Origin of the sequence: Klebsiella sp. D-Nf1, assembly GCF_002810515.1 — a bacterium.
In the GTDB taxonomy this organism is placed as follows: Bacteria; Pseudomonadota; Gammaproteobacteria; order Enterobacterales; family Enterobacteriaceae; genus Klebsiella; species Klebsiella variicola.
Window position 1 is genome coordinate 119,684 of the sequence record NZ_PIOK01000008.1, and the last position, 20,208, is coordinate 139,891.

Sequence of the window (20,208 nt, forward strand, 5' to 3'; positions counted from 1 at the left end):
GAAAAAAGCCCGCACCTGAACAGTGCGGGCTTTTTTTTTGACAAGAGATCAAGGGGTAAGAACCATGCGAGTGTTGAAGTTCGGCGGTACATCAGTGGCAAATGCGGAACGTTTTCTGCGGGTTGCCGATATTCTGGAGAGTAATGCCAGGCAGGGGCAGGTAGCGACCGTACTGTCTGCCCCGGCGAAGATCACCAACCATCTGGTGGCGATGATTGAAAAAACGATCGGTGGCCAGGATGCCCTCCCGAATATTACCGACGCTGAACGCATTTTTGCCGAACTTCTTCAGGGCCTTGCCGATGCCCAGCCCGCTTTCCCGCTTGCCCAGCTGAAAGCCTTCGTTGAGCAGGAATTTGCTCAGATTAAGCATGTCCTGCACGGCATCAGCCTGCTGGGCCAGTGCCCGGACGGAGTGAATGCCGCGCTGATCTGCCGTGGCGAAAAGCTCTCCATCGCCATCATGGCGGGTCTGCTGGAAGCCCGTGGTCATAAAGTCAGTGTGATTAACCCGGTCGAAAAACTGCTCGCAGTGGGCCACTATCTGGAATCCACGGTCGATATCGCCGAATCCACCCGCCGCATTGCCGCCAGCCAGATCCCGGCAGACCATATGATCCTGATGGCCGGATTTACCGCTGGCAATGAGAAGGGCGAACTGGTGGTGCTGGGGCGTAACGGCTCCGACTATTCGGCTGCGGTACTGGCCGCCTGCCTGCGCGCGGACTGTTGCGAAATCTGGACCGATGTCGACGGGGTGTATACCTGCGATCCGCGCCAGGTGCCAGATGCGCGTCTGCTGAAATCAATGTCTTATCAGGAGGCGATGGAGCTCTCCTACTTTGGCGCGAAAGTGCTGCATCCGCGCACCATTGCCCCTATCGCTCAGTTTCAGATCCCATGCCTGATCAAAAATACCGGCAACCCGCAGGCGCCGGGAACGCTCATCGGCGCCAGTCGCGATGAAGACGACCTGCCGGTGAAAGGCATCTCTAACCTCAACAATATGGCGATGTTCAACGTCTCCGGTCCGGGGATGAAAGGTATGGTCGGTATGGCGGCCCGCGTCTTCGCCACCATGTCCCGCGCTGGCATCTCGGTGGTATTGATCACCCAATCCTCTTCGGAGTACAGCATCAGTTTCTGCGTGCCGCAGAGCGATTGCGCTCGTGCCAAACGGGCGATGGAAGATGAGTTTTATCTCGAGCTGAAAGAGGGGCTGCTGGAGCCGCTGGCCATTATGGAGCGTCTGGCCATCATCTCCGTGGTGGGCGACGGGATGCGTACCCTGCGCGGTATCTCGGCGAAATTCTTTGCGGCGCTGGCCCGCGCTAATATCAATATCGTGGCGATTGCCCAGGGCTCTTCTGAGCGCTCTATTTCGGTAGTGGTCAGCAATGACGACGCCACCACCGGCGTGCGTGTAACCCACCAGATGCTGTTCAACACCGACCAGGTGATTGAAGTGTTTGTCATCGGCGTCGGCGGCGTCGGCGGCGCGCTGCTGGAGCAGATCAAGCGCCAGCAGGGATGGCTGAAGAACAAACATATCGATCTGCGCGTCTGCGGTGTAGCCAATTCTCAGGCGCTGCTGACCAGCGTTCATGGCCTGAATCTGGAGAACTGGAGTGAAGCGCTGGCGGAGGCGAAAGAGCCGTTTAATCTTGGCCGCCTGATCCGTCTGGTGAAAGAGTACCACCTGCTCAATCCGGTGATCGTCGACTGTACCTCCAGCCAGGCGGTCGCCGATCAGTACGCCGACTTCCTGCGCGAAGGTTTCCATGTGGTGACGCCGAACAAAAAGGCCAATACCTCTTCGCTGGATTACTATCACCAGCTGCGCCATGCGGCCAGCAGCTCGCGCCGCAAGTTCCTCTATGACACTAACGTTGGCGCTGGCCTGCCGGTGATTGAGAACCTGCAGAACCTGCTCAACGCCGGCGATGAGCTGCGCCACTTCTCCGGGATCCTTTCCGGCTCTCTGTCCTTTATCTTCGGCAAGCTGGACGAGGGGGTGAGTTTCTCAGCCGCGACGGCGCTGGCCCGTGAGATGGGGTATACCGAGCCGGATCCGCGCGACGATTTATCCGGGGTGGATGTCGCGCGTAAGCTGTTGATTCTGGCCCGTGAGACCGGGCGTGAACTGGAGCTGTCGGACATTATCGTGGAGTCGGCGCTGCCGGCGGACTTCGACGCCAGCGGCGACGTCGACACCTTTATGGCCCGTCTGCCGTCGCTGGACGATGGGTTTGCTTCGCGGGTTGCCAAGGCACGTGATGAAGGTAAAGTCTTGCGCTACGTTGGTAACATCGAAGAGGATGGTACCTGCCGCGTGAAAATTGCCGCCGTTGACGGCAACGATCCGTTATTCAAAGTCAAAAATGGTGAGAACGCGCTGGCCTTTTACAGCCACTATTATCAGCCACTGCCGCTGGTGCTGCGCGGCTATGGTGCCGGGAACGACGTCACGGCGGCCGGCGTATTTGCCGACCTGCTGCGCACCTTGTCCTGGAAGTTAGGAGTTTAAGATGGTCAAAGTATATGCCCCGGCTTCCAGTGCCAATATGAGCGTCGGGTTTGATGTGTTGGGCGCGGCGGTCACGCCGGTGGATGGCACGCTGCTGGGCGATAACGTCACTGTTGAAGCGGCGGAGCAATTCAGTCTGCACAATCTGGGACGCTTCGCCAGCAAGCTGCCGACGGCGCCGCAGGAAAACATTGTTTATCAGTGCTGGGAAAGTTTTTGCCGGGAGATCGGTAAGACGGTACCGGTGACGATGACCCTGGAAAAAAACATGCCGATCGGCTCCGGGCTCGGCTCCAGCGCCTGCTCGGTGGTCGCCGCGCTGGTGGCCATGAACGAGTTCTGCGGTAAGCCGCTCAACGAGACGCGGATGCTGGCGCTGATGGGGGAGATGGAAGGGCGTATCTCCGGCAGCATTCACTACGATAACGTGGCGCCGTGCTATCTTGGCGGCATGCAGTTGATGATCGAAGAGAACGGGATTATCAGCCAGCAGGTGCCGGGGTTTGATGAGTGGCTGTGGGTATTGGCCTATCCGGGGATTAAAGTCTCCACCGCCGAAGCGCGGGCGATTCTGCCGGCACAATACCGCCGCCAGGATTGTATCGCCCATGGTCGCCACCTCGCGGGCTTTATTCATGCCTGCTACACCCGCCAGCCGCAGCTGGCGGCAAAATTGATGAAAGATGTCATTGCCGAACCGTACCGTACCAAACTGTTGCCGGGCTTTAGCGAAGCGCGCCAGGCGACAATGGAGAGCGGTGCGCAGGCTTGCGGCATCTCCGGCTCTGGCCCGACGCTGTTTGCGTTGTGTGATAAACCGGACACCGCACAGCGCGTCGCCGACTGGCTTGGCGCGCACTATCTGCAGAATCAGGAAGGCTTTGTTCATATTTGCCGGCTGGACACGGCGGGCGCACGCGTAGTGGGATAACCAATGAAACTGTATAACTTAAAAGATCATAACGAGCAGGTCAGCTTTGCGCAGGCCGTCACCCAGGGACTTGGCAAGCATCAGGGCCTGTTCTTTCCGCACGATCTGCCGGAATTCAGCCTGACAGAAATCGACGACATGCTGGCGCAGGATTTTGTCACCCGCAGCGCCAAAATTTTATCGGCCTTTATCGGCGATGAGATCCCACAAGATGTTCTGCAGCAACGGGTCGGCGCGGCGTTTGCGTTTCCGGCACCGGTAAGCAAGGTTCAGGATGATGTCGGCTGTCTGGAGCTGTTCCATGGCCCCACGCTGGCGTTCAAGGATTTCGGCGGCCGCTTTATGGCGCAAATGCTGACCCATATCGCCGGTGATAAGCCGGTCACCATACTGACTGCAACCTCTGGCGACACCGGGGCGGCGGTGGCGCATGCCTTCTACGGTCTGCCGAACGTTAAGGTCGTGATCCTCTATCCGCGTGGTAAGATCAGTCCGCTGCAGGAGAAACTGTTCTGTACTCTCGGCGGCAACATTGAAACCGTGGCGATTGACGGCGACTTCGATGCCTGCCAGGCGCTGGTGAAGCAGGCGTTTGACGATGAAGAGCTGAAGACCACGCTGGGGCTCAACTCGGCTAACTCCATTAACATCAGCCGTCTGCTGGCGCAGATCTGCTACTACTTCGAAGCGGCGGCGCAGCTGCCGCAGGAAGCCCGCAATCAGCTGGTAATTTCCGTACCAAGCGGCAACTTCGGCGATTTAACCGCCGGTCTGCTGGCCAAGTCGCTGGGGCTGCCGATTAAGCGCTTTATTGCCGCTACCAACGCGAACGACACCGTTCCCCGTTATCTGCAGGGCGGTGAGTGGGCGCCAAAAGCCACCCAGGCGACGCTGTCCAACGCCATGGATGTCAGCCAGCCGAACAACTGGCCACGCGTCGAAGAGCTGTTCCGCCGTAAAATCTGGCAACTGAGCGAGCTGGGGTATGCTGCGGTCGATGATGAGACCACCAAAGCAGCGATGCGTGAACTGAAGGCCATCGGCTACATCTCTGAGCCGCACGCGGCGATTGCCTGGCGCGCGCTGCGCGATCAGCTGCAGCCGGGAGAGTACGGCCTGTTCCTCGGCACCGCGCATCCGGCGAAATTCAAAGAGAGCGTGGAAGAGATCCTGCAGGAAACCCTGCCGCTGCCGAAGGAGTTGGCCGACCGTGCCGACCTGCCGCTGCTGTCCCACAATCTGCCGGCGGATTTCGCCGCGCTGCGTAAGCTGATGATGGGCTAGTATTGTCGTTCAGCTCTCTGCTAAACCGGGCCTCGTGCCCGGTTTTTTTTCGCTCGAAAATGGAGGTATTGTGTACAGACGAGCAATAAATGCGGCGGACTCTAGATTCAGATTGCAGAGAATAAACAGAATAGTTTTGTAGCGTTAATATTTTGTTATCGACCCATAATGGGGACGGAGAGAAGAGGTAACTTATGACAACGCTGAAACCTGTTTTGCTGGCACTTTCTATGCTGCTGGTCGCTCCTGCGTTGGTTCATGCTGACGAAATCACCCTGATCCCGGCGGTGAAACTGCAAATCGGCGATCGCGATGATTATGGGCATTACTGGGATGGCGATCATTGGCGCGATCGTGACTGGTGGGCTCATCATTACGACTGGCGCGATGATCGCTGGCGTCCGCATGATGATTATCGCCACCACGATCGTGACGACGATGACGATCAAGGTCATCATGGCCATGGGCACGAGCGGCATCACCACGATGACTGATTATTCTTGCCCCCGGCGCGAGGCTGGGGGCATTCAGGCTTACTGCTCGTGGCGTTTGAACACCATTTCACCTTTCTCCGACGCGTCCGCATCAAAGAAATAGCCTTCGCTACTAAATGCCTTGAGCTGCTCCGGCTGGGTTAAGCGATTTTCGATAATGTAGCGACTCATCAGACCGCGCGCCTTTTTCGCATAGAAGCTGATCACTTTGAATTTACCGTTTTTCTCATCGAGGAACACCGGCTTGATCAGCTGGCCCCGCAGTTTTTGCGTTTTCACCGATTTAAAATACTCATCGGAAGCCAGATTGATGACGATATCGTCGCCCTGAGCCTGTAGCGCCTGATTCAGCTTCTCGGTAATGGTCTCGCCCCAGAACTGGTACAGATCTTTGCCGCGCGGGTTTTCCAGACGGATCCCCATCTCCAGGCGGTAGGGCTGCATCAGGTCCAGCGGGCGCAGCACGCCATACAGGCCGGAGAGCATGCGCAGGTGTCGCTGCGCGAAGTCAAAGTCGTCCTCGGTGAGCGTTTCTGCCTGCAGGCCGGTGTAGACATCACCCTTGAACGCGAGGATCGCCTGACGGGCATTTTGCGGCGTAAAGTCAGGATGCCAGTCGTGGAAGCGGGTGGCGTTAAGATCCGCTAGCTTGTCACTTATACTCATCAGCTTACCGATTTGTGGCGCGGTCAGATGACGGGCGATGCCGATAAGCTGTTGAGAATACTCCAGGAGTTCGGGCTGGGTATAGCGAGTCGTTGCCAGCGGGCTTTGATAATCGAGCGTTTTAGCAGGTGAAATCAGAATCAGCATATCCAGTCCTTGCAGGTAATTTCGACGAATTTTAACAAAAAAAGTGCATGGTGGGATCGATAGCTGCGATTGCCGCGCTATTCGCGCGGCAGTTCATTCCAGGCGCCCGGGGCCAGCTGCTGGTGAATATCCGGGTAGCGGGCCGCATCGAAAGTGGGCTGGATGCCCAGCCGCCGCTGGCGCAGATAATCGCTGGCGATAATCCGCACCGTCGGGGAGAGCAGCAGGATGGCTGTCAGGTTGGTCATCGCCATCATCGCCATGATGATATCCGCACTCTGCCAGACGACGGGCAGGCTAACCAGGGTTCCCAGCAGCACCATCAGGACGGTGAGTATACGCAGCGCCCAGATGTAGCGCGGCTTGTCCAGACGCAGAAAGACCAGATTATTTTCCGCATACACGTAGTTGGCCACGATAGAGCTAAAGGCGAACAGCAGCACGATGAGGGCGATAAAATCCGCTCCCCAGCCGCCGATCAGCACGCTCATCGCATGTTGCAAGTCCTGAATACCATTGAGCGTATATTCATTGTCGGGGCGCGGCGCCAGCATGACGATAATCGCGCTGGCAGTACAGATCACGATGGTATCGATAAACACGCCAATCATCTGCACGATCCCCTGCGCTGCCGGGTGCGGCGGCCAGGAGGCGGCGGCCGCGGCGGCGTTCGGCGAAGAACCCATCCCTGCTTCATTGGAGAACATGCCGCGCTGGAAGCCGCTGGTCAGCGCCTGGCTGATGGAGTAGCCCACCGCGCCGGCGGCAGCTTCCTGCCAGCCGAAGGCGCAGCGAAAGATGGTGGCAAAAATGGTCGGCAGGGCGGTGATGTGCCACAGGCCGATGAGCAGGCTGGTGGCGATCCACAGCAGCGCCATGATGGGCACCAGCCACTGCATCAGGCGCGCCACGCCGCGCAGGCCACGGAGAATGGCCAGGAAAACGAAAATGGCCAGCACGCCGCCGCTGACTGCCGCCGGCAGATCGAACGCATAGTGCAGGGCATGGGCCACCGAGTTAGCCTGCACGGTGTTGAAGATAAATCCATAGGCCAGCAGCAGGAGGATCGAAAACAGAACGCCCATCCAGCGCATGCCGAGGCCGCGCGCCATATACCACGCTGGGCCACCGCGAAACTGCCCCTGGCTGTCGCGCTCTTTGTATAGCTGGGCAAGGGAACACTCAGCGAAGCTGCTGGCCATGCCGAGCAGGGCGGAAACCCACATCCAGAATACGGCCCCAGGCCCGCCGGCGGCGATCGCCAGCGTCACCCCGGCAAGATTGCCGCTGCCGACCCGGGCGGCAAGACTGGTACAGAGCGCCTGGAAGGACGTCAAACCACCCGGCTGCGGGTGCAGGCTTTTTTTCAGACTGCGGCCGAATTTGCGCACGTAGCGGAACTGAATACCCCGGGTTTGCCAGCTAAACCAGATACCCGCGCCCAGTAACAGATAAATCATCACTGAGCCCCAGAGTATTTCATTGATAAATGAGAGAAAATCAGGCATTAAACATCCTCTTGTCCATGCCGGTACGCTTGTGTAAGCGTTACCAATTAAGTGACAATCCTTTCGCTTTCAGCAAATTAAGCGGCGCAGTTTATCACACTCTGCGCTCTTCTCTCGTCGGCGGTTGCGCTGACCCGGCAGCGTGTTATCATCTGGGCAGACCGGTTACATCCCCTTAACTGCTGTTTAAGAGAAATATATCATGACGGATAAATTAACTTCTCTGCGTCAGTACACCACTGTCGTCGCTGACACCGGAGATATTGCGGCAATGAAGCTGTATCAGCCTCAGGATGCCACCACTAACCCTTCCCTGATTCTCGGCGCGGCTCAGATCCCTGAGTACCGTAAGCTGATTGACGACGCTGTGGCCTGGGCACGTAGCCAGAGCAGCGATCGCGCGCAGCAGATCCTCGATGCATCCGACAAGCTGGCGGTGAACATCGGTCTCGAAATCCTGAAGCTGATCCCGGGCCGCATTTCCACCGAAGTGGATGCACGCCTCTCCTATGACACTGAAGCGTCTATCGCGAAAGCCAAGCGCATCATCAAGCTGTATAACGACGCGGGCATCAGCAACGATCGTATTCTTATCAAGCTGGCTTCCACCTGGCAGGGCATTCGCGCTGCTGAACAGCTGGAAAAAGAAGGCATCAACTGTAACCTGACGCTGCTGTTCTCCTTCGCTCAGGCTCGCGCTTGCGCCGAAGCGGGCGTCTTCCTGATTTCGCCGTTTGTTGGCCGCATCCTCGATTGGTACAAAGCGAACACCGACAAGAAAGAGTACGCGCCGGCAGAAGATCCGGGCGTGGTTTCCGTTAGCGAAATCTACGAATACTACAAGCAGCACGGCTATGAAACCGTAGTGATGGGCGCCAGCTTCCGTAACGTTGGCGAAATCCTGGAACTGGCCGGCTGTGACCGCCTGACCATCGCTCCGGCGCTGCTGAAAGAGCTGTCTGAAAGCGAAGGCGCGATTGAGCGTAAACTGGTTTATACCGGTGAAGTGAAAGCGCGTCCGGAACGTATTACCGAATCTGAATTCCTGTGGCAGCATAACCAGGATCCGATGGCGGTAGACAAACTGGCGGAAGGTATCCGTAAGTTTGCGATCGACCAGGAAAAACTGGAAAAAATGATCGGCGAACTGCTGTAATCCCGCAGGTGGCCGACGCCCGTCGGCCACATTACACTGTCTGTCCCGCCTCCGGCAGTGTATCATTTCGTTTAACGCCACAGTTTGAACGGAATAACCATGAATACCTTACGAATCGGCTTAGTTTCCATCTCCGATCGCGCCTCCAGCGGCGTCTATCAGGATAAAGGCATCCCGGCACTGGAAGAGTGGCTGGCGCGTGCCCTCACCACCCCTTTCGAACTGCAAACCCGCCTGATTCCGGATGAGCAGGTGATCATTGAGCAAACGCTGTGCGAACTGGTTGACGAGATGGGGTGCCATCTGGTGTTGACCACCGGCGGAACCGGCCCTGCGCGTCGCGATGTGACGCCTGACGCAACGCTGGCGATTGCCGATCGCGAGATGCCGGGCTTCGGCGAGCAAATGCGCCAGGTTAGCCTACACTTTGTGCCGACGGCTATCCTTTCCCGGCAGGTCGGGGTGATCCGCAAGCAGGCGCTGATCCTTAACCTTCCCGGACAACCGAAAGCGATTCAGGAAACCCTCGAAGGGGTAAAAGATGCTGACGGCAAGGTACTGGTACACGGTATTTTTGCAAGTGTACCTTATTGTGTACAGTTGCTCGAGGGCCCTTATGTCGAAACTGATGGCCGTGTGGTAGAAGCATTTCGTCCCAAGAGCGCCAGACGCGAAACTTTATCCTGAATTTGATGCATTTGTGACATAACCTGCATCGCTGATGGTGTGCCGTTTTATTTACGATATAGTGCTGTTTACTTTACACGCTATAAAACACGCTGCACACCTCAGGATGAAATCGCGTTATGTCATATGCAAACCGACCGCTCAACCGCCAGGATTATAAAACGCTGACGCTGGCCGCCCTTGGCGGCGCGCTGGAGTTTTATGACTTTATCATCTTCGTTTTCTTCGCCGCCGTCGTCGGCGAACTCTTCTTCCCCGCTGATATTCCGGAATGGCTGCGCCAGGTGCAAACCTTTGGCATTTTCGCCGCTGGTTATCTGGCACGCCCGCTGGGAGGGATCATCATGGCCCACTTTGGCGATCTGGTGGGACGCAAGAAAATGTTCACCCTCAGCATCCTGCTGATGGCGTTGCCGACCCTGGCGATTGGCCTGCTGCCGACCTATAGCTCGGTGGGTATTGCTGCGCCGTTGCTGTTGCTGCTGATGCGTATTCTGCAGGGGGCGGCGATCGGCGGCGAGGTTCCTGGCGCCTGGGTGTTTGTCGCTGAGCATGTCCCGGAAAAACGCATTGGTATCGCCTGCGGTACGCTGACGGCCGGCCTGACGGTTGGCATTCTGTTGGGGTCGGTGGTGGCGACGCTTATCAACACCAGCCTGACGCCGCAGGGGATCCACGACGGCGGCTGGCGGATCCCCTTCCTGCTGGGCGGTGTATTTGGTCTGATTGCGATGTATCTGCGTCGCTGGCTGCAGGAGACGCCGATTTTTCTTGAGATGCAGCAGCGTAAAGCGCTGGCGCAGGAGCTGCCGGTAAAAGCGGTGGCGCTCAAGCACCAGAAGGCGGTGGTGGTCTCTATGCTGCTGACCTGGCTGCTGTCGGCGGGCGTGGTGGTGGTGATCCTGATGTCGCCGGTCTGGTTGCAGAAACACTATGGCTTCGCGCCGGCGATTACCCTGCAGGCTAATAGCATCGCCACGATTATGTTGTGCATCGGCTGTCTGCTCGCCGGGCTGGCGGCGGACCGCTTTGGCGCCAGCCGGACTTTCATCGTCGGCAGCCTGCTGCTGGCGGTTGCCAGCTGGGCATTTTACCACCTGTCCGGCGCCAGCCCGCAGCGGCTGTTTCTGCTCTACGGCACGGTGGGGCTCTGTGTCGGCGTGGTAGGGGCGGTGCCTTATGTCATGGTCCGGGCTTTTCCGGCAGAAGTGCGCTTCACCGGTATCTCGTTTTCCTACAACCTGTCGTACGCGATCTTTGGCGGCCTGACGCCGATTGCGGTCACCATGCTGATGGGCGTGTCGCCGATGGCGCCGGCCTGGTATGTGCTGGCCCTGTCGCTGATGGGACTCGGATTAGGTATCTGGCTGCGTCAGGGGTTGACGGCGTCGGCGGGGTTACCGGAAGGGGAACTGCAGCGTTGAGTCTGGTTTACCGATGATGACCTGCCGCCGCCCTGTGACAGGACGGCGGCGGACGATTAACGTGGTTCGCCAATCGGCAGCACGGTGCGGCCGAACTGCTCGTTCAGCACTTCACCCATCGCCAGGTAAATGGCGCTGGCGCCACAAACCAGGCCGACCCAGCCAGCGACTTTCACAATGCCTTCGTTATCCACCAGATGACCAATCGCCAGCAGCGCGAACAACACGGTCAGGCTCAGGAAGACAAACTGCAGCATGCGGGCTGCTTTCAGGGTGCCAAAGAACATAAACAGGGTAAAGACCCCCCACAGGCCGAGGTACATGCCGAGGAAGTGCGCGTTTGGCGCTTCCGCAAGACCCATTTTCGGCATCAGGAGGATAGCCACCAGCGTCAGCCAGAAGCTGCCGTAGGAGGTAAAAGCGGTTAAGCCAAAGGTGTTGCCTTTCTTGTATTCAAGCAGGCCGGCAAAAATTTGCGCAATGCCGCCGTAAAAAATGCCCATCGCCAGGATAGCTACATCGAATGCGAACAGGCCGCTATTCGCCAGATTAAGCAGAATAGTGGTCATGCCGAAGCCCATAAGGCCCAGCGGTGCCGGATTAGCCAACTTAGTGTTGCCCATAATTCCTCAAAATTATCATTAAAAGGGAAGCATTACCCCGCGACTTGGCGGCGGGGCGCGGCATAATAATGAGGCGATGAAGGGCTGTCTATGATCTGGCGGGGTATTTTTCACCAATTTCTGTTGCGCCCGACGGCGACGAGCGCATTTGCCGTAAACAGGCAATATGCAGGACCGCGGGGATGGTGACCCGATACGCGCTACCGCTTACCGCTTTGACGCTGTTCAGCGCGGCGCCGAGCGGCCCGCCCAGCCCGGCGCCGCGCACCAGTCCATGTCCAATAACGCTTACGGCGGCATGCGTGCGCAGGATGGCGGTTAAGCGCTCGTCCAGCAACAGGGCGACCCCTTCGCTCAGCTTGCGGTGCTTCAGCAGATGGGGCAACAGATTTTCCAGCTCATGACTCCGGCAATCCACCGCGGCAAGAAATTGCGCCTTTTGCTCCGCATCCAGCTTATTCCAGCTGTGCTGCAGGAAATGCGCCAGCAACAGCTGCTCGATCTGCGGCGTCGTCATCTGTTTGTCGACCTTCGCCTTCAGCCGTTTACACACATCCAGCAGGATCGCGCGATAAAACTTACCGTGGCGGCGTAGGGTGTTGGCGATGCTGTCGCCACCAAAATGCTGTAGCTCTCCGGCAATTAGCTGCCAGTTGCGGCGATAGCGTTCCGGGTGGCCCTCCATTGCTAAAAAAGTCTCGTTGCGCAGCAGCGTGCTGGAGAGACGGGGTTTGCCGTTTTCGCCGTGGGTCAGAATACGGGTAAAAGCTTCCAGATGCGCCTCGCTGCACTCAGGAAGAAAGGCCAGATCGTCATCTGCCAGATAGTTAATATGCATAAATCATCCCTCCTCAGGATAACGAGGTTAGTCGTCGCCGATAATTTTTAATGAGGCCATGTCAGAGGAGTGGACCGTGTGGCCGGAGAAGGCGATTTTCTTCACACAGCGTTTGCTGTCGTTATCGCTGTTGAGGGTGATCCAGCCGGTGGTGCTGCCCTCGTTGATCCCGGCTGGCACGCTCAGACTGTGGCTGGCGCCGCGGCTGGCCTTAAAGTAGACCGTCGCCCCGGAGAGCTGTATATCGCCGCGCTCAGCGCTGAGCTGAATGCGCTTGACGACCCGACAAACCGGGAGCTTCAGCGTCAGATCGTTGGTTTCATTGCGTGGCATGGCTACCACGCCGAGGATTTTATGGTCGTGGGCGGCCGCCGAGGTGATAAACGACAAGCCGAGGATAATCCCCGCGGAAAGCCGGAATAGTGGTTTCATCAATCTGTCCCCTGAATAAGTGAAGTGCGACGGCGAGGGATATTATCACCAGGGGAACGGGGCCATTAGCGCGCAAGTATTGCGGTTTATGTCAATGATATTATGAATATATTTGGTTTTTATATTCGTTATTTATATGTGTATTTCGCTACCTCGTTTGGCGCCAGGCAATGTCGCCCGGGACGCTTTTCACGACTCAGGTCAGGGCGCGGTGCAAAAAATTTTTAGGCTTGCCCCTTGATGACGGGGTGGGCGACCCCATCTTGTAGTCAACCGCAGTGAAGAACCTGAAAAAAAATGATGTCTGGGCAGTTGAAACCGCACGTTTCGCCCTTATTACAGGTTCACAACCACATGTTGATCGAATTTTTAGTGGAGACGTTTAGATGGGTAAAATTATTGGTATCGACCTGGGTACTACCAACTCTTGTGTAGCGATTATGGATGGCACTACTGCACGCGTGCTGGAGAACGCCGAAGGCGATCGCACCACGCCTTCTATCATTGCCTATACCCAGGATGGTGAAACTCTGGTTGGTCAGCCGGCTAAACGTCAGGCAGTGACAAACCCGCAAAACACCCTGTTTGCGATTAAACGCCTGATTGGCCGCCGCTTCCAGGACGAAGAAGTTCAGCGTGACGTTTCTATCATGCCATACAAAATTGTTGCCGCAGACAATGGCGACGCATGGCTGGATGTGAAAGGCACCAAAACTGCACCGCCGCAGATCTCTGCTGAAGTGCTGAAAAAAATGAAGAAAACGGCTGAAGATTACCTGGGTGAACCGGTAACTGAAGCGGTTATCACCGTACCGGCTTACTTCAACGATGCGCAGCGTCAGGCAACCAAAGATGCCGGCCGTATCGCCGGTCTGGAAGTCAAACGTATCATCAACGAACCCACCGCGGCTGCCCTGGCTTACGGTCTGGATAAAGAAGTCGGTAACCGCACTATCGCGGTATACGACCTCGGCGGTGGTACTTTCGATATCTCTATTATCGAAATCGACGAAGTTGACGGCGAAAAAACCTTCGAAGTACTGGCAACCAACGGTGATACCCACCTGGGCGGTGAAGACTTCGATACTCGTCTGATCAACTACCTCGTTGATGAGTTCAAGAAAGATCAGGGCATTGACCTGCGTAACGACCCGCTGGCCATGCAGCGCCTGAAAGAAGCCGCTGAGAAAGCGAAGATCGAACTGTCTTCTGCTCAGCAGACCGACGTTAACCTGCCGTATATCACTGCAGATGCGACCGGTCCGAAACACATGAACATCAAAGTGACTCGCGCGAAACTGGAAAGCCTGGTAGAAGATCTGGTTAACCGTTCCATCGAGCCGCTGAAAGTGGCCCTGCAGGATGCCGGTCTGTCCGTTTCCGATATCAACGACGTTATCCTCGTTGGTGGTCAGACTCGTATGCCGATGGTGCAGAAGAAAGTGGCTGAGTTCTTCGGTAAAGAGCCGCGTAAAGACGTTAACCCGGATGAAGCTGTGGCGATCGGCGCAGCAGTTCAGGGTGGTGTACTGACAGGTGAAGTTAAAGACGTTCTGCTGCTGGACGTTACCCCGCTGTCGCTGGGTATCGAAACCATGGGCGGCGTGATGACAGCGCTTATCAACAAAAACACCACTATCCCGACGAAACACAGCCAGGTGTTCTCTACCGCAGAAGACAACCAGTCTGCGGTAACCATCCACGTGATTCAGGGTGAGCGTAAACGCGCGTCCGATAACAAATCACTGGGTCAGTTCAACCTGGATGGTATTAACCCGGCGCCGCGCGGTATGCCGCAGATCGAAGTGACCTTCGACATCGATGCTGACGGTATCCTGCACGTTTCCGCGAAAGACAAAAACAGCGGTAAAGAGCAGAAGATCACCATCAAGGCGTCTTCCGGTCTGAATGAAGAAGAAATTCAGAAAATGGTTCGCGAAGCAGAAGCTAACGCCGAATCTGACCGTAAGTTCGAAGAGCTGGTACAGACCCGTAACCAGGGCGACCATCTGCTGCACAGCACTCGCAAGCAGGTTGAAGAAGCAGGCGACAAACTGCCGGCTGATGACAAAACGGCTATCGAGTCTGCGCTGACTGCGCTGGAAACTTCCCTGAAAGGCGAAGACAAAGCGGACATCGAAGCGAAAATGCAGGCGCTGGCGCAGGCTTCTCAGAAGCTGATGGAAATTGCTCAGCAGCAGCACGCTCAGCAGCAGGCGGGTTCCGCTGACGCTCAGGCGAGCAACGCGAAAGACGACGATGTTGTCGACGCTGAGTTCGAAGAAGTGAAAGATAAAAAATAATCGCCCTTTGAACGGGTAAAACACTGGCACGGGCGAAGAGGTTTCCTCTCCGCCCGTGCACGCATGTTAAGGGGCTGAAAAACACCGATGGCAAAGCAAGATTACTACGAGATTTTAGGCGTCTCCAAAACAGCGGAAGAGCGTGAAATCAAAAAGGCTTACAAGCGCCTGGCCATGAAGTATCACCCGGACCGCAATCAGGGTGATAAAGAGGCCGAAGCAAAGTTTAAAGAAATCAAAGAAGCGTATGAAATCCTGACTGATGCCCAGAAGCGTGCGGCCTACGATCAGTATGGCCATGCGGCCTTTGAGCAGGGCGGCATGGGCGGCGGCGGCGGTTTTGGCGGCGGTGCGGATTTCAGCGATATCTTTGGTGATGTCTTCGGCGATATCTTTGGTGGCGGACGTGGCCGTCAGCGCGCGGCGCGCGGCGCCGATCTCCGTTACAACATGGAGCTGACGCTGGAAGAAGCGGTGCGTGGCGTCACCAAAGAGATCCGTATTCCAACGCTGGAAGAGTGCGACGTCTGTCACGGCAGCGGCGCCAAGGCCGGCAGCAAGCCGCAGACCTGCCCGACCTGTCATGGCGCAGGCCAGGTGCAGATGCGTCAGGGCTTCTTTGCGGTACAGCAGACCTGTCCGCACTGTCAGGGACGCGGTACGCTGATTAAAGATCCATGCAACAAATGCCATGGCCACGGGCGCGTAGAGAAAACGAAAACCCTGTCGGTCAAAATTCCGGCAGGTGTGGATACCGGCGATCGGATCCGTCTGGCGGGCGAAGGCGAAGCCGGCGAGCATGGCGCCCCGGCAGGGGATCTGTACGTTCAGGTCCAGGTGAAGCAGCACGCTATCTTTGAGCGTGAAGGCAATAACCTGTACTGCGAAGTCCCGATCAACTTCACGATGGCGGCGCTGGGTGGTGAGATTGAAGTGCCGACGCTCGACGGTCGCGTCAGTCTGAAAGTGCCGGGTGAAACCCAGACCGGCAAGCTGTTCCGCATGCGTGGCAAAGGCGTAAAATCCGTTCGCGGCGGCGCCCAGGGCGATCTGCTGTGCCGCGTGGTGGTGGAGACGCCGGTAGGGCTGAACGAGAAGCAGAAGCAGCTGCTGAAAGAGCTGCAGGAGAGCTTCGGCGGTCCGACCGGGGAAAACAACAGCCCGCGTTCGAAAAGCTTCTTTGACGGTGTGAAGAAATTCTTCGACGACCTGACCCGCTAATTCAGTTTTTACTGATATCCGGCCCGGGCCTCGCTGCCCGGGCTTTTTTTTGCCTTACGCCTCCTCTTTTATTCGTAAAAAACGAATGTTAAAGCAATTTAAATCTGATTTTTTCGAATTATCAGTGTGTGTATTATGCTTTTATCGAGTTATTCACCAACAGGATGAAAGTAAAAGTGAAACATCTGCAACGATTCTTTAGTAGCGATGCTTCCGGCGGCATTGTCTTAATCATTGCCGCCGTGCTGGCGATGGTGATGGCCAATACCAGCGTGACCAGCGGTCTGTATCACTCCTTCCTTGATACGCCAGTCCAGCTGCGGGTAGGGGCGCTGGAGATCAATAAGAACATGCTGTTATGGATCAATGATGCCCTGATGGCGGTGTTCTTTTTACTGATTGGTCTGGAGGTCAAACGTGAGCTGATTCAGGGCTCGCTGGCAAGCCGCCGTCAGGCGGTGTTTCCAGTGATTGCCGCGCTCGGCGGGATGATTGTGCCGGCGCTGGTCTATCTGGCTTTTAACGCCCAGGATCCTGTCGCCAGAGAAGGGTGGGCGATCCCGGCGGCGACGGATATTGCCTTTGCCCTCGGTGTGCTGGCGCTGTTAGGGAGCCGGGTACCGACGGCGCTGAAGATTTTCCTGATGGCGCTGGCGATTATTGATGACCTCGGGGCTATCGTGATTATCGCGCTGTTTTATACCCACGACCTGTCCATGCTCTCGCTGGGCGTGGCGGCGGCGGCGATTGCGGTGCTGGTGGCCCTGAACCTCAGTGGCGCGCGGCGTACCGGGATCTATATTCTGGTTGGCGCGGTGCTGTGGACGGCGGTGCTGAAGTCTGGCGTTCATGCGACCCTTGCCGGGGTGATCGTCGGCTTTATGATCCCGCTCGAGGAAAAGCATGGCAAGTCACCAGCCAAAGCGCTTGAGCATGTTCTGCACCCGTGGGTCGCGTTTATGATCCTGCCGCTGTTCGCCTTCGCTAACGCTGGGGTTTCGCTGCAGGGGGTCACCCTTGCCGGACTGACGTCACTTCTGCCGCTGGGCATCATGGCTGGGCTGTTTATCGGCAAGCCGCTGGGGATCAGCCTGTTCTGCTGGCTGGCGCTGAAGCTGAAGTGGGCATCGCTGCCGGAGGGGACCACCTGCAAGCAGATCATGGCGGTGGGTATTCTGTGTGGGATTGGCTTTACGATGTCGATTTTCATTGCCACCCTGGCCTTTGGCAGCGTCGACCCCGCGTTGATCAACTGGGCCAAGCTTGGCATCCTGATCGGCTCAGTGCTATCAGCGGTCGTCGGATACCTCATACTGCGTCAGCGCGTGACGGATACTCGCCTCGCGGTATAACCTTTCTGCAGGAGAGCCTGCGTGGCTCTCCTGGACATTATCAGGGAGAGAAGCTTGTCACATATCAACTACAACCATCTGTACTACTTCTGGCACGTGTATAAAGAAGGGTCCGTCGTTGGCGCGGCGGAGGCGCTGTTTCTGACGCCGCAGACGATTACCGGGCAGATCAAAGCCCTGGAGGAGCGCCTGCAGGGTAAGTTGTTTAAGCGAAAAGGAAGGGGACTGGAGCCGAGCGAACTGGGCGAACTGGTCTTCCGCTATGCCGACCGCATGTTTACCCTGAGCCAGGAGATGCTCGACATCGTCAACTACCGCAAAGAGTCGAATCTGCTGTTTGATGTTGGCGTCGCTGATGCGTTATCCAAGCGGCTGGTCAGCGGCGTGCTGGATGCCGCCGTCGTCGAGAGTGAGCAGATCCATCTGCGCTGTTTTGAATCCACCCATGAGTTGCTGCTGGAGCAACTGAGCCAGCATAAGCTCGATATGATTATCTCTGACTGTCCGATCGACTCGACGCAGCAGGAAGGGCTATTTTCGGTGAAGATTGGCGAGTGCAGCGTCAGCTTCTGGTGCATGAATCCGGCGCCGACGAAGCCGTTTCCGGCCTGTCTGGAGGAGCGACGGCTGCTGATCCCCGGTCGGCGTTCGATGCTGGGACGTAAACTGCTGAACTGGATTAACGTACAGGGCCTGAAGGTGGAGATCCTCGGTGAGTTTGACGATGCGGCGCTCATGAAAGCCTTCGGTGCCGCACATAATGCGATATTTGTCGCGCCGACGCTCTACGCGCATGATTTCTACCACGATGAATCGATTATCGAGATTGGCCGCATGGATAGCGTGATGGAGGAGTATCACGCCATCTTTGCCGAACGGATGATTCAGCATCCGGCGGTACAGCGCATCTGTAATCGCGATTATTCGTCACTGTTTACCGAACCCCGATAGCCTGCAGGCGTGGGCTGGCGTGGCTCGGGTCGCGCCAGTGCGCGCTACCGGGGAAGATGACAGGCATAAAAAAACCCGCTTTCGCGGGTTTCTTTAACAAAGTTCAGCAAGCAGGCGATTAAGCCAGTTTGTTGATCTGTGCAGTCAGGTTTGCTTTATGACGCGCAGCTTTGTTTTTGTGGATCAGACCTTTAGCAGCCTGACGGTCCACGATTGGTTGCATTTCGTTAAATGCTTTCAGTGCAGTAGCTTTGTCGCCAGCTTCGATCGCTGCGTATACTTTCTTGATGAAAGTACGCATCATAGAGCGACGGCTTGCGTTGTGCTTGCGAGCCTTTTCAGACTGAACGGCGCGCTTCTTAGCTGATTTGATATTAGCCAAGGTCCAACTCCCAAATGTGTTCTATATGGACAATTCAAAGGCCGAGGAATATGCCCGTTTAGCCTTCTTTTGTCAATGGATTTGTGCAAATAAGCGCCGTTTAACACCACAGCGCTTCATTACGTAGTGATGGCGCAAGATTCTACCAGCTTGTTGCAGGCGAATACAGCTTTTCCACCATAAAAATCGCCGGGCAGGGGCAGTTTTCCGGCTTTCTCTCGCTGAGTGAATGAATTACTGAGAACTTTCTTTGCCGAGGCGCAATCGTTGGTTAACGTTGACAGTTGTACAAGGTATACTCGGACGATTTTCACTGTTTTGAGCCAGACATGAAGCTGATACGCGGCATACATAATCTCAGTCAGGCGCCGCACGGGTGCGTGCTGACCATTGGCAATTTTGACGGCGTGCATCGTGGGCATCAGGCACTGTTGCAGCGGTTGCGCGAAGAGGGCCGCCAGCGCGGTTTACCGGTGGTGGTGATGATTTTCGAACCCCAGCCGCTGGAGCTATTTGCCGCCGATAAAGCCCCGGCGCGCTTGACCCGCCTGCGTGAGAAGCTGAGCTATCTGGCAGAAAGCGGGGTCGACTATGTGCTGTGCGTGCGGTTTGACCGCCGTTTCGCCGCGCTGACGGCGCAGGATTTTATCAGTGAACTGCTGGTGCGTCGCCTGGGTGTGCAGTTCCTTGCCGTCGGTGATGATTTCCGCTTTGGCGCTGGTCGCCAGGGGGATTTCTTGTTATTGCAAAAGGCCGGAGCGGAATACGGCTTCGACGTGACCAGCACCCAGACCTTCTGCGAGGGTGGGGTGCGTATCAGCAGTACGGCGGTGCGCCAGGCGCTGGCCGATGACGATCTCCTGCTGGCGGAGACGCTGCTGGGCCATCCGTTTAGCATCTCCGGACGCGTCGTTCATGGTGATGAACTGGGCCGTACCATAGGTTTTCCGACGGCGAACTTACCGCTGCGTCGTCAGGTTTCCCCGGTTAAAGGGGTCTATGCGGTAGAAGTAACAGGGCTGGGCGACAAACCGATAGCGGGCGTCGCCAATATTGGCACCCGTCCAACGGTATCGGGGGTGCGTCAGCAGCTTGAAGTACATCTGTTGGACGTTGTAATGGACCTCTACGGTCGCCATATCAATGTAGTACTGCGTAAAAAAATACGTAATGAGCAGCGGTTTGCGTCGCTGGACGAGCTGAAGGCGCAAATCGCACGTGATGAGTTAACGGCCCGCGAATTATTTGGGCTCACCAGGCTGGCCTGAGCCACTGGTGTTTA

The 20,208-nt window shown here is 56.7% G+C and carries 18 protein-coding genes, 1 pseudogene and 1 other annotated feature (1 of these 20 running past the window's edge); of the genes and pseudogenes, 13 read left to right on the forward strand and 6 right to left on the reverse strand.

From position 1 onward, the window contains the following. Positions 1-39, forward strand: a sequence feature (Thr leader region); it begins 79 nt to the left of the window's first position. A gap of 25 nt (positions 40-64) precedes the next feature. The 4 genes from thrA (at position 65) to CWM54_RS24175 (ending at position 5,236) form a co-directional block, all read left to right on the forward strand. Further along, a complete protein-coding gene (thrA, locus tag CWM54_RS24160; RefSeq protein ID WP_061155832.1) occupies positions 65-2,527 on the forward strand; it encodes a bifunctional aspartate kinase/homoserine dehydrogenase I in 2,463 nt (820 codons plus the stop codon). Position 2,528: 1 nt separating this feature from the next. Beyond that, complete coding sequence (thrB, locus tag CWM54_RS24165) at positions 2,529-3,458, forward strand: homoserine kinase (protein ID WP_100698738.1); 930 nt, start codon at positions 2,529-2,531, stop codon at positions 3,456-3,458. Positions 3,459-3,461: 3 nt separating this feature from the next. Continuing rightward, positions 3,462-4,742, forward strand: a complete 1,281-nt coding sequence (gene thrC / locus CWM54_RS24170; RefSeq protein ID WP_100681867.1) for a threonine synthase — start codon at positions 3,462-3,464, stop codon at positions 4,740-4,742. 194 nt (positions 4,743-4,936) lie between these two features. Then, the gene (locus tag CWM54_RS24175) at positions 4,937-5,236 is read left to right on the forward strand and encodes a DUF2502 domain-containing protein (protein WP_061155830.1); all 300 of its coding nucleotides are present in this window, start codon (positions 4,937-4,939) and stop codon (positions 5,234-5,236) included. 39 nt (positions 5,237-5,275) lie between these two features. On the opposite strand, the gene yaaA is transcribed toward CWM54_RS24175, so the two are convergent. Together yaaA and CWM54_RS24185 are read right to left on the reverse strand one after the other, a co-directional pair. After that, entirely contained in the window at positions 5,276-6,049 is a 774-nt protein-coding gene (gene yaaA / locus CWM54_RS24180) for a peroxide stress protein YaaA (RefSeq protein WP_100698740.1), read from the reverse strand. A gap of 77 nt (positions 6,050-6,126) precedes the next feature. Further along, positions 6,127-7,557: an alanine/glycine:cation symporter family protein gene (locus CWM54_RS24185; protein WP_061155828.1), complete on the reverse strand. Its 1,431-nt coding sequence runs from the start codon at positions 7,555-7,557 to the stop codon at positions 6,127-6,129. Positions 7,558-7,759: 202 nt separating this feature from the next. Here CWM54_RS24185 and tal point away from each other — a divergent pair, with 202 nt between their 5' ends. From tal to CWM54_RS24200, 3 genes are all read left to right on the forward strand, one after another. Further along, complete coding sequence (gene tal, locus CWM54_RS24190; RefSeq protein WP_061155827.1) at positions 7,760-8,713, forward strand: transaldolase; 954 nt, start codon at positions 7,760-7,762, stop codon at positions 8,711-8,713. A 99-nt stretch (positions 8,714-8,812) separates the two neighbouring features. Beyond that, positions 8,813-9,400, forward strand: a complete 588-nt coding sequence (gene mog / locus CWM54_RS24195) for a molybdopterin adenylyltransferase (RefSeq protein ID WP_008807503.1) — start codon at positions 8,813-8,815, stop codon at positions 9,398-9,400. 119 nt (positions 9,401-9,519) lie between these two features. After that, positions 9,520-10,824: an MFS transporter gene (locus CWM54_RS24200; protein ID WP_061155826.1), complete on the forward strand. Its 1,305-nt coding sequence runs from the start codon at positions 9,520-9,522 to the stop codon at positions 10,822-10,824. Positions 10,825-10,880: 56 nt separating this feature from the next. Here CWM54_RS24200 and satP read toward each other — a convergent pair whose 3' ends face one another. The 3 genes from satP to CWM54_RS24215 form a co-directional block, all read right to left on the reverse strand. Then, positions 10,881-11,447, reverse strand: a complete 567-nt coding sequence (satP, locus tag CWM54_RS24205; RefSeq protein WP_012542907.1) for an acetate uptake transporter — start codon at positions 11,445-11,447, stop codon at positions 10,881-10,883. 88 nt (positions 11,448-11,535) lie between these two features. Then, on the reverse strand, positions 11,536-12,285 hold the full coding sequence (msyB, locus tag CWM54_RS24210; RefSeq protein ID WP_061155825.1) for an acidic protein MsyB: 750 nt from the start codon (positions 12,283-12,285) through the stop codon (positions 11,536-11,538). A gap of 27 nt (positions 12,286-12,312) precedes the next feature. Next, positions 12,313-12,717, reverse strand: a complete 405-nt coding sequence (locus CWM54_RS24215) for a DUF2541 family protein (protein ID WP_100698742.1) — start codon at positions 12,715-12,717, stop codon at positions 12,313-12,315. A 386-nt stretch (positions 12,718-13,103) separates the two neighbouring features. On the opposite strand from CWM54_RS24215, the gene dnaK reads away from it, so the two are divergent. The 4 genes from dnaK to nhaR all read left to right on the forward strand — a co-directional run bounded on the left by dnaK (position 13,104) and on the right by nhaR (position 18,544). Beyond that, a complete protein-coding gene (gene dnaK / locus CWM54_RS24220; protein WP_061155823.1) occupies positions 13,104-15,020 on the forward strand; it encodes a molecular chaperone DnaK in 1,917 nt (638 codons plus the stop codon). An 87-nt stretch (positions 15,021-15,107) separates the two neighbouring features. After that, the gene (dnaJ, locus tag CWM54_RS24225; protein WP_008807497.1) at positions 15,108-16,241 is read left to right on the forward strand and encodes a molecular chaperone DnaJ; all 1,134 of its coding nucleotides are present in this window, start codon (positions 15,108-15,110) and stop codon (positions 16,239-16,241) included. Between the two features lie 176 nt (positions 16,242-16,417). Then, positions 16,418-17,593 (forward strand): Na+/H+ antiporter NhaA, encoded by a 1,176-nt coding sequence (nhaA, locus tag CWM54_RS24230; protein WP_100698752.1) that lies wholly within the window; start codon positions 16,418-16,420, stop codon positions 17,591-17,593. 54 nt (positions 17,594-17,647) lie between these two features. Beyond that, positions 17,648-18,544 (forward strand): transcriptional activator NhaR, encoded by an 897-nt coding sequence (gene nhaR / locus CWM54_RS24235; protein ID WP_061155822.1) that lies wholly within the window; start codon positions 17,648-17,650, stop codon positions 18,542-18,544. A gap of 118 nt (positions 18,545-18,662) precedes the next feature. On the opposite strand, the gene rpsT is transcribed toward nhaR, so the two are convergent. Then, positions 18,663-18,926, reverse strand: coding sequence for a 30S ribosomal protein S20 (rpsT, locus tag CWM54_RS24240; RefSeq protein ID WP_003018940.1), 264 nt, complete (start codon positions 18,924-18,926; stop codon positions 18,663-18,665). Between the two features lie 116 nt (positions 18,927-19,042). Here rpsT and CWM54_RS29335 point away from each other — a divergent pair. Both CWM54_RS29335 and ribF read left to right on the forward strand, forming a co-directional pair. Further along, positions 19,043-19,248 (forward strand): annotated as a pseudogene (locus CWM54_RS29335) (DUF2575 domain-containing protein); the annotation flags it as partial. A gap of 7 nt (positions 19,249-19,255) precedes the next feature. Then, complete coding sequence (ribF, locus tag CWM54_RS24255) at positions 19,256-20,194, forward strand: bifunctional riboflavin kinase/FAD synthetase (RefSeq protein WP_061155821.1); 939 nt, start codon at positions 19,256-19,258, stop codon at positions 20,192-20,194. Positions 20,195-20,208: the final 14 nt, after the last annotated feature.

Excerpts from the sequence above, each read along its gene's own strand:
- thrA (WP_061155832.1), top strand. The coding sequence starts at position 65 with ATGCGAGTGTTGAAGTTCGGCGGTACATCAGTGGCAAATGCGGAACGT.
- thrB (WP_100698738.1), top strand. The coding sequence starts at position 2,529 with ATGGTCAAAGTATATGCCCCGGCTTCCAGTGCCAATATGAGCGTCGGG.
- thrC (WP_100681867.1), top strand. The coding sequence starts at position 3,462 with ATGAAACTGTATAACTTAAAAGATCATAACGAGCAGGTCAGCTTTGCG.
- CWM54_RS24175 (WP_061155830.1), top strand. The coding sequence starts at position 4,937 with ATGACAACGCTGAAACCTGTTTTGCTGGCACTTTCTATGCTGCTGGTC.
- yaaA (WP_100698740.1), bottom strand. The coding sequence starts at position 6,049 with ATGCTGATTCTGATTTCACCTGCTAAAACGCTCGATTATCAAAGCCCG.
- CWM54_RS24185 (WP_061155828.1), bottom strand. The coding sequence starts at position 7,557 with ATGCCTGATTTTCTCTCATTTATCAATGAAATACTCTGGGGCTCAGTG.
- tal (WP_061155827.1), top strand. The coding sequence starts at position 7,760 with ATGACGGATAAATTAACTTCTCTGCGTCAGTACACCACTGTCGTCGCT.
- mog (WP_008807503.1), top strand. The coding sequence starts at position 8,813 with ATGAATACCTTACGAATCGGCTTAGTTTCCATCTCCGATCGCGCCTCC.
- CWM54_RS24200 (WP_061155826.1), top strand. The coding sequence starts at position 9,520 with ATGTCATATGCAAACCGACCGCTCAACCGCCAGGATTATAAAACGCTG.
- satP (WP_012542907.1), bottom strand. The coding sequence starts at position 11,447 with ATGGGCAACACTAAGTTGGCTAATCCGGCACCGCTGGGCCTTATGGGC.
- msyB (WP_061155825.1), bottom strand. The coding sequence starts at position 12,285 with ATGCATATTAACTATCTGGCAGATGACGATCTGGCCTTTCTTCCTGAG.
- CWM54_RS24215 (WP_100698742.1), bottom strand. The coding sequence starts at position 12,717 with ATGAAACCACTATTCCGGCTTTCCGCGGGGATTATCCTCGGCTTGTCG.
- dnaK (WP_061155823.1), top strand. The coding sequence starts at position 13,104 with ATGGGTAAAATTATTGGTATCGACCTGGGTACTACCAACTCTTGTGTA.
- dnaJ (WP_008807497.1), top strand. The coding sequence starts at position 15,108 with ATGGCAAAGCAAGATTACTACGAGATTTTAGGCGTCTCCAAAACAGCG.
- ribF (WP_061155821.1), top strand. The coding sequence starts at position 19,256 with ATGAAGCTGATACGCGGCATACATAATCTCAGTCAGGCGCCGCACGGG.